General features: G+C 34.8%; 12 protein-coding genes. 6 read left to right on the top strand and 6 right to left on the bottom strand.

Going from position 1 to position 13,302, the window contains the following annotated elements; all coding sequences use genetic code 11:
* Positions 1-46: 46 nt before the first annotated feature.
* The gene (locus MTX13_RS12160; RefSeq protein ID WP_250435795.1) at positions 47-631 is read right to left on the bottom strand and encodes an RNA polymerase sigma factor; all 585 of its coding nucleotides are present in this window, start codon (positions 629-631) and stop codon (positions 47-49) included.
* 233 nt (positions 632-864) lie between these two features.
* Here MTX13_RS12160 and uvrA point away from each other — a divergent pair, with 233 nt between their 5' ends.
* The gene (gene uvrA / locus MTX13_RS12155; RefSeq protein ID WP_250435793.1) at positions 865-3,651 is read left to right on the top strand and encodes an excinuclease ABC subunit UvrA; all 2,787 of its coding nucleotides are present in this window, start codon (positions 865-867) and stop codon (positions 3,649-3,651) included.
* Here the strand turns inward: uvrA and MTX13_RS12150 are convergent.
* Positions 3,648-4,712 (bottom strand): DUF3667 domain-containing protein, encoded by a 1,065-nt coding sequence (locus tag MTX13_RS12150; RefSeq protein WP_250435783.1) that lies wholly within the window; start codon positions 4,710-4,712, stop codon positions 3,648-3,650. The genes uvrA and MTX13_RS12150 overlap by 4 nt on opposite strands.
* 251 nt (positions 4,713-4,963) lie before the next feature.
* On the opposite strand from MTX13_RS12150, the gene MTX13_RS12145 reads away from it, so the two are divergent.
* A complete protein-coding gene (locus MTX13_RS12145; protein ID WP_250435780.1) occupies positions 4,964-5,665 on the top strand; it encodes a hypothetical protein in 702 nt (233 codons plus the stop codon).
* Between the two features lie 59 nt (positions 5,666-5,724).
* Here MTX13_RS12145 and MTX13_RS12140 read toward each other — a convergent pair whose 3' ends face one another.
* The 4 genes from MTX13_RS12140 to MTX13_RS12125 all read right to left on the bottom strand — a co-directional run bounded on the left by MTX13_RS12140 (position 5,725) and on the right by MTX13_RS12125 (position 9,139).
* Positions 5,725-6,876: an adenylate/guanylate cyclase domain-containing protein gene (locus tag MTX13_RS12140; protein ID WP_250435778.1), complete on the bottom strand. Its 1,152-nt coding sequence runs from the start codon at positions 6,874-6,876 to the stop codon at positions 5,725-5,727.
* An 11-nt stretch (positions 6,877-6,887) separates the two neighbouring features.
* Complete coding sequence (locus tag MTX13_RS12135; RefSeq protein WP_250435770.1) at positions 6,888-7,463, bottom strand: HD domain-containing protein; 576 nt, start codon at positions 7,461-7,463, stop codon at positions 6,888-6,890.
* A 2-nt stretch (positions 7,464-7,465) separates the two neighbouring features.
* Positions 7,466-8,359: a YitT family protein gene (locus tag MTX13_RS12130; protein ID WP_250435761.1), complete on the bottom strand. Its 894-nt coding sequence runs from the start codon at positions 8,357-8,359 to the stop codon at positions 7,466-7,468.
* A gap of 105 nt (positions 8,360-8,464) precedes the next feature.
* Positions 8,465-9,139, bottom strand: a complete 675-nt coding sequence (locus MTX13_RS12125; RefSeq protein ID WP_250435759.1) for a dioxygenase family protein — start codon at positions 9,137-9,139, stop codon at positions 8,465-8,467.
* A gap of 472 nt (positions 9,140-9,611) precedes the next feature.
* Between MTX13_RS12125 and MTX13_RS12120 the strand changes: the two genes are divergently transcribed.
* The 4 genes from MTX13_RS12120 (at position 9,612) to MTX13_RS12105 (ending at position 13,084) form a co-directional block, all read left to right on the top strand.
* Positions 9,612-10,793, top strand: a complete 1,182-nt coding sequence (locus MTX13_RS12120) for a tyrosine-type recombinase/integrase (RefSeq protein ID WP_250435757.1) — start codon at positions 9,612-9,614, stop codon at positions 10,791-10,793.
* A 337-nt stretch (positions 10,794-11,130) separates the two neighbouring features.
* The gene (locus MTX13_RS12115; protein WP_250435755.1) at positions 11,131-11,724 is read left to right on the top strand and encodes a hypothetical protein; all 594 of its coding nucleotides are present in this window, start codon (positions 11,131-11,133) and stop codon (positions 11,722-11,724) included.
* A gap of 160 nt (positions 11,725-11,884) precedes the next feature.
* A complete protein-coding gene (locus tag MTX13_RS12110) occupies positions 11,885-12,403 on the top strand; it encodes a GNAT family N-acetyltransferase (RefSeq protein ID WP_250435754.1) in 519 nt (172 codons plus the stop codon).
* A gap of 132 nt (positions 12,404-12,535) precedes the next feature.
* Entirely contained in the window at positions 12,536-13,084 is a 549-nt protein-coding gene (locus tag MTX13_RS12105; RefSeq protein WP_250435752.1) for a hypothetical protein, read from the top strand.
* Positions 13,085-13,302 lie beyond the last annotated feature (218 nt).

Raw genomic sequence — 13,302 nt, 5'->3', positions numbered from 1 at the left:
ATGGTTTTCTACTCTACTATAACGTCTATTTTTTTTGTTTATTGTATTAATTTGTTAAAACTATATTATGTTTATCTATTATCTTTCGCATATTAATTAAAGCATAACGCATTCGACCCAAGGCCGTATTGATGCTAACACCTGTTTTTTCTGATATTTCCTTAAAACTCATTTCATTGTAAACACGCATAACCAATACTTCTTTTTGGTCTTCTGGTAGTTCTTCAATTACACGACGTACGTCTTTTTCCACTTGGCTTTTTATAATACTTTTTTCTGCATCCAGCGAGGAATCGCTTAAAACAGAAAAAATATTAAAATCGCCCGTATTGCTAAATTTAGGCATACGGTTATTCTTTCTAAAGTAATCAATTACCAAGTTATGTGATATACGCATAACCCAAGGTAAAAATTTACCCTCTTCGTTGTATTTGCCATGTTTAAGTGTTCGAATAACCTTAATAAAGGTGTCTTGAAAAATGTCTTCTGCTACATCTCTATCAAATACCTTTGAATAGATAAAGCTATAAACGCGTTGTTTATGCCTAGTAATTAGAATTTCGATAGCCCGTTCGTCTCCTTTTATATAATTTGAAACTAAAGTAGCATCTGTGATAAGTTCGTGTTGCATAGTCATTACTTTTTGCCAGAAATAATTCTGGGTTGGGGTTAAATTTTAAAAAAGTAATGTTCTGCTTATAGGCTACTTATGTGATTTTTAGGTTAATAGAACTCAAATATAACAACAATCATTCCTAAAAAGCAAAAATATTTTTAATTTTTTTATAAAAAATTGAATTAAAATCCATTTTTTAAGCCAATTTTCTTGTAGTATCTTTGCTAAATTATTCCATTAAACAGCCTATGATTACTCATATTTCGGAAGCAAACCCCAAACACAATATTATTATTAAAGGTGCAAAATTGCATAACCTTAAAAATATTGATGTTGTTATTCCGCGTAATAAATTAGTGGTCATCACAGGTTTATCAGGTTCTGGTAAGTCTAGTTTAGCTTTTGACACTTTATATGCAGAGGGCCAAAGGCGATATGTAGAAAGCCTTTCGAGTTATGCACGTCAGTTTTTGGGACGATTAAACAAACCCAAAGTCGATTTTATAAAAGGTATTGCACCTGCCATAGCGATTGAGCAAAAAGTAAATTCTACTAATCCTCGTTCAACAGTAGGAACCACAACAGAAATTTATGATTATTTAAAGCTGTTATATGCACGAATTGGCAAAACCTATTCACCAAAGTCTGGAGATGAAGTAAAAAAAGATACCGTAACCGATGTCTTAAATTTTATTAAAACACTTGAAGAGAATGAAAAACTTCTTTTGCTCTCGCCTATACATTTGGAAGAAGGGCGCGATCTTTCAGACAAACTAAAGGTTTTAAACCAACAAGGTTATGCTAGAATAAAGGTAAATGAAAGCGTTATACGCATTGATGAAGTCGAAATAGATACCATTGATGAAACTAATTTGTTCCTGGTTGTTGATCGCATTATTAAGAAAGACGACGACGATTTTTACAATCGTTTGGCCGACGCCATTCAAACCGCTTTTTTTGAAGGCAAAGGCAATTGCATTATTGAACAGCTTTCCAACACATCACAAAAGGCATTTAGTAATTCCTTTGAACTGGATGGCATGACATTTTTAGAGCCCAATGTGCATCTATTCAGTTTTAACAACCCATATGGTGCTTGTCCAACATGTGAAGGCTATGGCGATGTTATAGGTATAGATGACGATTTGGTAATACCCAACACAGGCTTATCAATTTATGAAAATGCTATCTTTCCTTGGCGAGGTGAAAGTATGAGTTGGTACCGTGATCAATTGGTAAACAACTCCCATAAATTTGATTTCCCTATTCACAAACCCTATTTTGAATTAAGTGAGGAACATAAACAACTTATTTGGGAAGGTAATGCCTATTTTGAGGGCTTGAATGGCTTTTTTGCCGAACTGGAATCTAAAGCTTATAAGATTCAGAATCGTGTGATGTTATCGCGTTATCGTGGTAAAACCAAATGTAAGACTTGTAACGGTAAGCGTTTGCGTCCAGAAGCCAACTACGTGAAAGTAGGAGGAAAAACCATTACCGATTTGGTTGATATGCCCATAGACGAATTGAGTCTATTTTTTAACCAATTGGAACTGTCTGATACTGATTTAAATATAGCCAACAGATTACTAAAGGAAATTAATAACCGCCTCTCCTACCTTACTAATGTAGGTTTAAACTATTTAACCTTAAACCGAAAATCCAATACCTTATCTGGCGGTGAGAGTCAGCGTATAAATTTGGCAACATCATTAGGCAGTAGTTTGGTGGGTTCCATGTATATTTTAGATGAACCAAGTATTGGTTTACATCCTAAAGATACCGAACGCTTAATTGGTGTTTTAAAAGCCCTACGTGATTTAGGCAATACCGTTATAGTTGTGGAGCATGATGAAGACATTATGCAAGCTGCAGACGAAATTATAGATATAGGTCCTGAAGCCGGTACTTTTGGTGGTCAGGTTGTGGCTACCGGTACTTACAATGCCATTTTAAGTTCTGATTCGCTCACTGCACAATATTTGAACGAAACCCTTAAAATTGAAGTTCCTAAAAAACGTCGTACGTCTAAATATGCCATAGAAATTATTGGTGCTAAAGAAAATAACCTTAAAAATATTGATGTTACCTTGCCATTGGGTATGCTAACAGTTATAACCGGTGTTTCAGGAAGTGGTAAAAGTACTCTAATCAAGAAGATTGTATATCCAGCTATTCAAAAGAAACTAACTGATTTTAGTGATAAGGCTGGACAGTTTTCGGAGTTAAAAGGCAATTTTAGCAATATTGGCCATATTGAATTTGTTGATCAAAACCCTATTGGTCGCTCATCGCGTTCCAACCCTGTGACCTACATTAAGGCTTATGATGATATTAGAGCGCTGTTTGCCAACCAAAAATTAAGTAAGATTCGTAATTACCAAGCCAAGCATTTTTCGTTTAATGTAGATGGTGGACGCTGTGAAACCTGTAAAGGTGAAGGCGAAGTGACTATTGAAATGCAATTTATGGCCGATGTGCATTTAACTTGCGAGACATGCAATGGTAAACGCTTTAAAAAAGAAGTTTTGGAAGTTACTTTTGAAGATAAAACAATTGACGACATTTTAAATCTTACTATAGATGATGCCATTGCATTTTTTACAGCCCATAATCAGACTAAAATTCAGAGTAAACTACAACCTCTTCAAGATGTTGGTTTAGGTTATGTAACTTTAGGGCAGAGCTCCTCTACCCTTTCTGGTGGTGAGGCGCAACGTATTAAACTAGCTTCGTTTTTAGGTAAAGGATCAAAAGGAACAAATACACTTTTCATTTTTGATGAACCCACTACCGGACTACACTTTCACGATATACAAAAACTACTAACTTCGTTTCAGGCTTTAATTGGAAAAGGGCATTCTATTATTGTTATTGAGCACAATTTAGAATTGATTAAATGTGCCGATTATATTGTTGATTTAGGTCCTGAAGGTGGAAAACACGGTGGAAATCTTGTAGCCCAAGGCACACCTGAAGAATTAGTAGTAAACAAACAATCCATTACTGGCAAGTATTTAAAGGACAAGCTCTAATACGACAAAAACGCCACAAAAAGTACTGCCAAAGAAGCTGGAAATAAAAACACAAAAAAGGTAAAGGTAACCATACCACCTTTTAAAAAGCTTAAAACCCAACCTTGGTCATAAAACCGTTTCAAGGCTAAAAACAAATAAATGAACGTTGATAGAATTATCAGCGTGATTAACCAACCTGGAAAAGCTTTCCAAGCAAAATTCAATAATAATAGGATACTGAATACCGTAAACAAAAAGGAAAAGAAGTAAAAACTGAACACCAGATGGTAAGCGTAAGGACCTTTTCTAAAGTAAAATAGTTTGAGAATCAATGCAAAAATTGGTAACAAAAAGAACATGGCAATTGGTATGGTATCATAAAACGCCTTAAGTACCGAGCCACCACTTTTGGTTTTATAAAACTTAAGCATCTGTGCATAAAATCGTTTTGTAAAATAGCCCGCATCATCATCCATTCCCATTTCCTTATAGATAACCTTATCTGAAGCACCACTATCAATAAGGGAGTCTATTTTGTTTTCATCAAACCCAAAATTCATGTTAGGCTTAGTGTTTCCACCCACCTTAATAACTGAATCTAATTCTTTGAGTTCATCTTCATTTAAGCCTAACTTACCCTTGTTGTCTTCATAAGGTTTCATTAGCTTGGCTACTTGTGCAGAATCTAAACCCTTTTCAGAAAGCGTATCCACAACTTTTTTGGCCTTTTCAAAATCACGCTTTAATGCTCTATCAATACTTTCTTCCTGTTCCCTGGCAACAAACGAAAACAAAAAGAAAAAAATAACTGAAATAAATAAGTACATCTGCGCTGGATGTAGATATAGCAGTCGTTTACCTTCCAGAAATTTTTTTGCCAAATAACCTGGTCTGACCATCAACGGAATAAAACTCTTAAAAAAGCGCGCGTCAAACGAAAAGTAATTGCTTATGGTGTTATAGAACAATACACCCAGCGTTAATTCATCTTTTGCTTTTTGACCACAATGCGGACAAAACTCAAAACCTTGCTGAAACTCTTTTTCACAATTTTTACACGTGGTCTGTTTAGTTTCCATAATTGATGGTTAGTAGGATTTAAATTTACTAAAATTTTAATTCAATAGTATTTTAAATAGCTTATATAAGTTCTATTTATAAGAAGATTTCTTACTAAACATGTTACAACCATTAATTTCAGTATATCACAAAACTATATATATTTCTGTAAATCAGTGATTTGAAATTTTGGCATGACAATTGAAACTAGCTAAACAAATAGCGTAAGCCGAAAAGCTCATGAGTAGGCAAAATCTAAAATCCTAGTATTATGAAAAAACAAGTACTTTTTATTACAGTGTTGTTAATAGGATTAACAACCGTAACAGCAACAGCAAAACATGCTACAGTTCAAGGTGAAGATTTAATTACACGCTATCGTTATGCACAACCTATAATGTTTGTAGAGCGTGGTGTGGAATTTATGATTTTCCCAGATGGTAGTTTTGATTTTAACACCAATGTGGTTAATACTGTACCGTACCATGACAATTATTATAGAAGCTCCACAAGTGTAACAAGACGTGGATCGGTAAATGTAACTTTTGGTGCACCAGGAACCGTAAGCCGTGTTCATTTTTCAACACCAAGAGATCGAGGTGTACTTATTCAACATGACCGTGATGGTAAAGTAAGACGTATTGGAAACGTATTTATTAATTATGACCGATTTGGTAAAATAAAACGTGCTGGATCTGTGTACATGCAGTACAACCATAGAACCGGTTTATTAAAACGTGTTGGTGGCTTGACGGTTAGGTATAATCGTTTTGGAGAAATAATTAGCACATTTGGTTTTGTAAATCCGTTTAGTACTATGTGTGGCGTTTGTGGTGTATTTAATTGTACAACCAATCATAATGGCCATCATGATACTTATGATGATGATTGGGACCACGATTGGAATACCGATGAAGACTTTTACTATTACAAACAAAACGGTACCGTAAAAAAGCAAAAGAAGATAAAGTAACTTAACCCTATTTAGTTATTTCTTAAAACGCTCAAATTATCAATTGGTAATTTGGGCGTTTAATTTACAAAGTACATATCGACTTCCTTGTTTCCTTTAATTAGTTGCTTACCTCGATATTCACAAGGAATTGACTCTTTGATGAGATGATAGGTGTCTTCAGAAATATTAATTTTTCCTTCTATACCTGCACTTTCCAACCTACTTGCCAGATTAACGGTTCGGCCCCACAGGTCGTAGGCAAACTTATCATTACCCACAATACCAGCAACTACTGGCCCCGAATGGATACCAATACGCATTTGCCATTTAATAGGTCTCTTATTGTTACGGTCTTCAATAAAGCTCAACATTTTTCTAGCTACTACTATACAACGGAATGCGTGCTCGTTATGCGGTTCGGGTAAGCCACAAACTGCCATATAGGAATCTCCTATGGTTTTTATTTTTTCTAGTTCCTGTTCTTTTATTAAGCTATCGAAATGGAAGAAGATATCATTCAATTCTTCAACCAATTCGCGTGCTGTAATTTGTGAGGCTATTTTGGTAAATTCTACAAAATCGGTAAAAATAACGCTTACGTTTTCATGACGTACTGGAACACTATAGCCATTATCCAACAATTCCCTGGCTATTTTCCTGGGTAAAATATTAAACAATAATTTTTCGGTTTTATCCTTTTCTTTTTCCAACAATGTCGTTTTTTCTTCCAACTCGTACGTGCGTTGTTCCACCAATGCTTGAAGTCTGTTGTTTTGGGCCGTTAGGGCGTCTAGCGGATAAGACTCTCCTACGCCTTGGTCTTTAGATGGAAATGACACGTGGTTATGCTTTATTAGCCAGTTACCATCCTTCAATATAAAAACCGTTGAAAACCTAATATGTAGCTTTAGGGGTTCGTCTGCATCCAAATCTATTTCAACATTTGCTTCAGCCTCTACAACACCTGAAGTTGGTGACAATACTTTGGCTTTTTCATAAAACACATCCAATTTAAAAGGCTTTTGTAATTCCTTTAAATCATAAGAAAAGTTTTCAATGACCGTTTCTAAATCCTTTCCTATTTCATGCTCACCAGTTCCAATACTACTCACTTCGGGATCAAAATACTGTTTTAAGTCATGAATGGTAGCCTCTCCTTTGGCACGTTTGGCCCACATATGCCAAAACTCGTTAAAGGTATTGAGGATGTCTTGCTCAAGGTTTTCCATGATGCTATGGTTTACTGTAACATTTCCATATTTTTAAGTTTGCGGTGTGTTTTATAGCGCTTACAAAAATCTGTATGGTAATGGTGGTTGGTTAAAAATGTCTTCTGTATAGCATTCCATTCTTTTTTGGACAATGCTGGGTTAGTATGCTTCAATTCTTTATAAAGTCTATTGCTTGCCTCTTTAAAACGTGTTGTGCCCAAATATTCCAAATCGGCATCGGCTAGAATAGCTTCTAAATGATTTTGCGGATTTTGGGGTATTTTTGTGGCCATAATCATACCGCAAATGGTGTCTATTTCAGCACTAGATAGTTTGTGTTTTTTAAGATTTGCCTTGGCTATTTTACAACTCTCCCGTTCATGTTCAGCTTGGGTGTTAATAAAACCCATGTCATGATACAAAGCTGCAATTTTTAAGAGTAAGAGATTATCTTTAGAAACCCCTTCTTTTTTGGCAATATGTATGGTTCTATCAAATACGTAAAGCGTGTGCTCAAGACTATGGTAATACAAATGCTCGGGCAGGTTTTCTGCCAATAGGTCTATTGCTTCGTTATAAATTTCCTGAAATTGGGATGGGGTCATTACTAATGTGATTTTCGTTTACTTACAATTCCGCCAGTAATTTCACCTATATTCTGTACATAGGTAAAGGCTTCTGGGTCTGCTTCCTGAATGGCTTTTTTAATTTTATGGACTTCCAATCTGGATACCACGGTTACTATGATATCGCAATCGTGTTTTACATGAAATGAACCTGGCAAGTTACCACGTTCACCTTTATAAACGGTTATGGCTTTATTGAAATTGTTTACTATGAGCTGCTTAACTAAATCGGCATTGGGAGATATTATGGTAAGCGATATCAATTTCTCAAAGCCATCGACCACATAATCTGAAACTTTTAAAGCCGTGTAATAGGTTACAATGGAATACATAGCTTTTTCGAGCCCTAAATAAAAGGCAATAATTAAAAAAATAGTCGTGTTTATGGCCATAATGATTTCGTTGGTAGAGAGGCCAAATTTTTTATTGGAATACTCGGCAATAACCTCTAAACCATCTATTACACCACCACCACGAATTACGAAACCAATACCCAAACCTACAAAGACGCCACCGAAAACAGCCGTAAGAAAATGGTCTTTTGTTATTGCTGGAACTGGCAACAGATTCATAACAATGCCCAAAAGAATTACAGCTAAAAAGGCATGCGTGGCAAAGTTTTTACCAATTTTTTTATAGCCAATGTATACAAAGGGCATATTAAGCACTACCAGTGGAATACTGACATCTATATTATAAAACTCATGAATGAGGATTGAAATACCTAGCAAACCACCATCGAGGAAATGATTGGGAATCATAAAACCCTTAATAGCCACAACGGCACAAACGACACCAATTACAGTTAAAAAAAGTGATTTGAGGGAAATTATTGTTTTAGGACGAAAGGCATTGCTGGACGTGTTTGAACTCATACTTTCAAGAAAATATTGACGTAATAAAGCAAACGGCAGAGCTTGGAGGCAGGATTAACTACCTCACTAAAATATAAAAATATTTTAAGGAATTTTCTTCTTTTTTTACTTATTAGGGTAATTGGGAATGTTCAACCCCAGAATAATATCGTGCTTGGCAACCTGTAAATCTCCTTCTTGAGTCGTTTTTAGAATGCCACTTCCGCCTCTATTACGCATATTGTTTCGTTGTCTGTCGGTTAGAAAGGGGTCATCATCAAACACCCATTCGTCTAGATAATAGGGTACGTCTATATGCGGTTCTTTAACCGCAGGATGAATATGTGCCATTATTTGTGTATTGGGATAACTGGCAGGCCTTACAGTATAAATAGCATACTGCCCTTGTGCATCGGTTTTTACCCAACCACGCATATAGCCATGCCTTGCCACGCGGCTATCTAGAGTTTCGTCATTGGGATAGTTACCATAAATATCGGTATGGTAATAATAGAGAATAACATTGGGAGCTGGTGTTTTGCCATCGTTTTTGTAGATGGTTCCCGAAATAAGGAGCATCTGTCCTTTTTGTTGCCATGCCGGGCAGGTGTCTGTTGGCTTTAGGTTTTTGGGCATACCGATAAACATAAAGTCACGGTTTTCAAACGGGCCGCCGACAAGGGCCTTGGTTGTTTGTGATGAGGTTTTGGTATTTGTTGGTTGTTTGGTTTGCCCTTGGCAGGATAGTACCAACAGGCTTAAGCCAAGCATGATAGTTGAATGGATGGTTGAAAAACGCATAGCCTTGAAATTTAGTTGGTTATTAAGTTACAAAGAAGCCATTTTGAGTCGTAATAAAATATTGTTAATTAACGTCTTTTAAGAGTTGAAGAAACCTGCTTTTTATGATTCTATAATTTGTAGGAAAAATCGATGTCATCCATACACTATCCATACTTAAGCCATACTTAAGCCATACTTAAGCTATACTTAAGATTTGCACATGACCCGTCCTAAAATAGCTATACAGGTTAATAAATAAATCTTGATATCATTATACAACTCTTTTTCTTAATCCTAAAATGACACCAATTTGCGATTTAAAAGGGTTTTGTTTGTGTATTGATCGAGGATCGTTCTTCCCAGGTTTTAAAATTTGGATTTTTTAAAACCATTCTCGAAGCATTGCAAGACAATCTTAATTAGTTTTAGATTTTAATAACGGTTTAGCTATTGCCTATGGTTAGTATTTTCCTTATATTTCATTAAAAAAATGAGCTCGTTACCTATAATAACGCTCTCGCGTGCCTACCATAGACAGGCTAACCAAATATTAATTGGGTTTAAACACGACTGGGTGTTGATTGATGTTGTTAAACATTTACCCAAGGCCAAATGGAGCAAGACTTTAAAAAGCTGGTATATTTTAAATTGTCCAGAAAACCTAAAACTCATATTTTCTGTTTTTAAAGGTCATGCTATTGTAGATAGTAGCCAACTAAACCATAAACCTGCAACCAAGGTTCATGTATTCCCTACCAAACGCGAGCGCCATTTAAATACAGAGCAACGACAATTGCTTAATGGGTTTTACAAATATTTACTAGGAAAAAGATACAGTAAAAGTACCGTTGAAACCTATAGTTTTTTTATGGCCGATTTTATTGAGTTTAACACCAATAAAACATTAAATACACTTACCAATAGAGATGTAGAATTATTTGTTGAATCTGTTTTTATTAAACGTAACTATTCAATAAGTACGCAACGCCAATTTATTAGTGCCGTAAAGCAGTTTATAATTTTTTACCCTAATACCCATATTAGCAACCTAGCCCTTACTCGGCCCAAAAAATCGAAAAAGCTTCCTACGGTTTTATCTCCTGAAGAGATTATTGCCATTATTCAATGTACAAGAAACCTAAAACATAGAGCCATTATAACACTACTCTATTCTGCAGGATTACGAATTGGTGAAGTATTAGCTTTAAAATTGAGTGACATTAACTTAACCAGAAAGCAAATACATGTAAAGCGTGCCAAGGGTCGAAAAGACAGGTATGTTACCCTAGCCGAAAGTTTTTTACCCTTACTTCAAAATTACATAACCACCTATGAACCTGTTTACTATTTTGTAGAAGGCGCAAAAGGCAAACCTTATTCTGCAAGTAGTATTAGAAAAGTTTTGTCGCGATCTTGTAAAGCTGCCGGCATAAGTAAAACCGTAACACCCCATACCTTACGGCACAGCTATGCAACCCACTTATTAGAACATGGTGTTGGACTGCGCCATATACAGGAACTTTTAGGCCATGCCAAGCCTGAAACCACCATGATTTACACACATGTAGCACGAAAGGATTTAATGGATATAGCGAGCCCATTGGATATGGCAGTAAACCAATTATCAAAAACTGATAAAGCGGAACAAAAGTTCCTATTATCCGGAGAGTAATTCCCAAAAAAGAGTATATTTATCCACATATAACGAGTTGAATCACATTCAGCTAAAGCTGACCAAAGTTACTACGTGCTGCGCACTCCCGTCCCTTTGGATATGTGATTCAACGACAGCGTTATGCCAAATGGCGCACGACGCGGGAATCTTGGGGATTGTACTAATTACAGCTTCCGCTGCCCATCGAGGGAAAACGTGAACCAACTGCCATTATACGCAATTTGTTTACGTTTACTCTGTATTTATAAAAATTAGCGAATAAATTCGCTATTTTTAAAATCCAAAACGTAACTACGCATAACGCTGTCGTTGGCAAACATTTGAAAAAAACGAAATGAAAGGAATAATTACAATAATTGGAATTTTAATTTGTCTAAACGGATTTTCTCAAACTTTGAGTGAAATGTGGATAGAAACAGACACTATTTCATCAGAAATATATGAATTTCAAGTTCCTACATCTTGGAGAAATTATGGAAAAATGATGAATGGGAAAAATGGTCCCGAACAGTTTTTTGAAGCAAGCGGAAAAGGACTTCCGATAAGTTTCAATAGCGGACCAATTAAAATATCTATTTTTCTTGTTAAACTTGATAAAGCTAAAAACCTAAAAGAAGCTAAAGAAAGTACGATAAGTGGATATTTTGAAAATCCTGACAGAATTTTTGAAAAGGAAAATAAATATTCGGAAAAGACTTTTGAATTATCAGACAATAACGAATCAATATTATTAAACACCCGATTTTACCGAACATCAAAAGGACTTAATCAAAGCCGATATGACTTAATTACATATTCTGAATCACATAAAACAGCATATATGTTTACTGTTTCATTTCAATATATTGACAAGTCTTATGAATTTGAAACTGATAATAATTTAATTGAATATGCGGAAAAATTGTACAAAACTTTCAAGTGGAAATAAAAAACGATTTGCCAACACCGTGTATAATTAATGGCTGGTTCTCGCCTACTTACGAAAATCCTCACGGATTTTCTATTCGGTTTTTATTTGCTAAATTCCGTGCTTAAAACACGCCACTAATCATACACAAACACGTTGGCAAACATTTCTCCAGAACTAAATGAAAATAATTGAAACAAATCGATTAGCACTTAGAGAATTAAATACTGAAGATGTTTCTTCATTATTTCAAATATTGAGTGACAAGGAAACAATGAGCTATTATCCATCTACTTATGATATGACAGGTGTTAGAAGGTGGATTAAAAAAAGTATAAAAAGTTATACAGAAAATAGTTTTGGTCTTTGGGCTGTTTTACTTAAAGAAAATTGTGAATTTATTGGACAATGTGGAATTAGTTTGCAAAACATCAATGGAAAAATAATCCCAGAAATAGGATATCACATAAGTAAAAAGTTTTGGAACAGAGGTTATGCAACTGAATCTGCTAAAGCAAGTCTTGAGTATGGTTTTAAAAATTTAAAATTAAATGAAATCTTTATCCATACTTATGTTAAAAATATTCCTTCTCAAAGGGTTGCAGAAAAAATTGGAATGAAAAAATTATATATATACGAAAAACTGCTAATGCCACATAATATCAAATGGGATCATGTAGTATATAGTAAAAAACGTTAGCCAACAACGTGTATAGTTCATTGCTCGGAAATTCCTAATCGGAATTTCTTCGCTTCTGAACAGTGGATCTGTCTCTTTTTGCTATCTTAGTGATAACGCAACAAACCATACACGAACACGTTGTACAACATTATGAAAAAAGCACTCTCAATATTTACATTTTTAATTTTGATTTCTTGTTCGTCATCAAAATCGACAGTTGAATCTATAAGTGATACTGGAAATTACAAAATTGATAAAGATGATGTCAGTATTATCACTCCATACATAGAAATTAAAGAAAAGTCGAACTTGTCATTTATTAATCATCCTGACAAGCGAAAAGCATTGACCAAATTCACAGTTGACCTTTTGAAATCTCAATACCCTAATGCTGAATATGTTGAAATTCCATTTCTATTTGGCGATTACAGAACAATAAACTCGAAAATTGAAGGACGAGCATCTTTAAATGAAAAAAATGTTCCGAATGAATTGGTTTCTGATAAAAATAAGAATTCAATATTTATTTCTATTAATGGTTATTTTGGAGATATAAATCGAGGTGTAATGATTCTATATATTATCGACAATCAAAATAAAAAATGGAAAATGATTGAAAGATATCAATATAACAATAGTCCACTCGAAACCAACAAAATGGAAAAGCGGATTTTAAAAGCTTTGGAGAAAATAAAATAACGTTGTACAACAATGGCTATAAGTAATTGCTTGTTCTCGTCTACTTCTGAAAATCCTCGCGGATTTTCAGTTTGGTTTGTACTTGCGAAGTTAAGTGCTAACCCACGCAACTACTCATAGCCGAGAACGTTGTAAAACATTTAACGCAAACCGAAAATGGGATTAGATTCAGTCGAATTACTTATGTCAGTTGAAGATAAATTTGGAATACGAATTGA

This window comes from Hanstruepera flava (genome assembly GCF_023634025.1).
In the GTDB taxonomy this organism is placed as follows: Bacteria; Bacteroidota; Bacteroidia; order Flavobacteriales; family Flavobacteriaceae; genus Hanstruepera; species Hanstruepera flava.
This window is presented reverse-complemented; position numbering and strand designations above follow the sequence as displayed.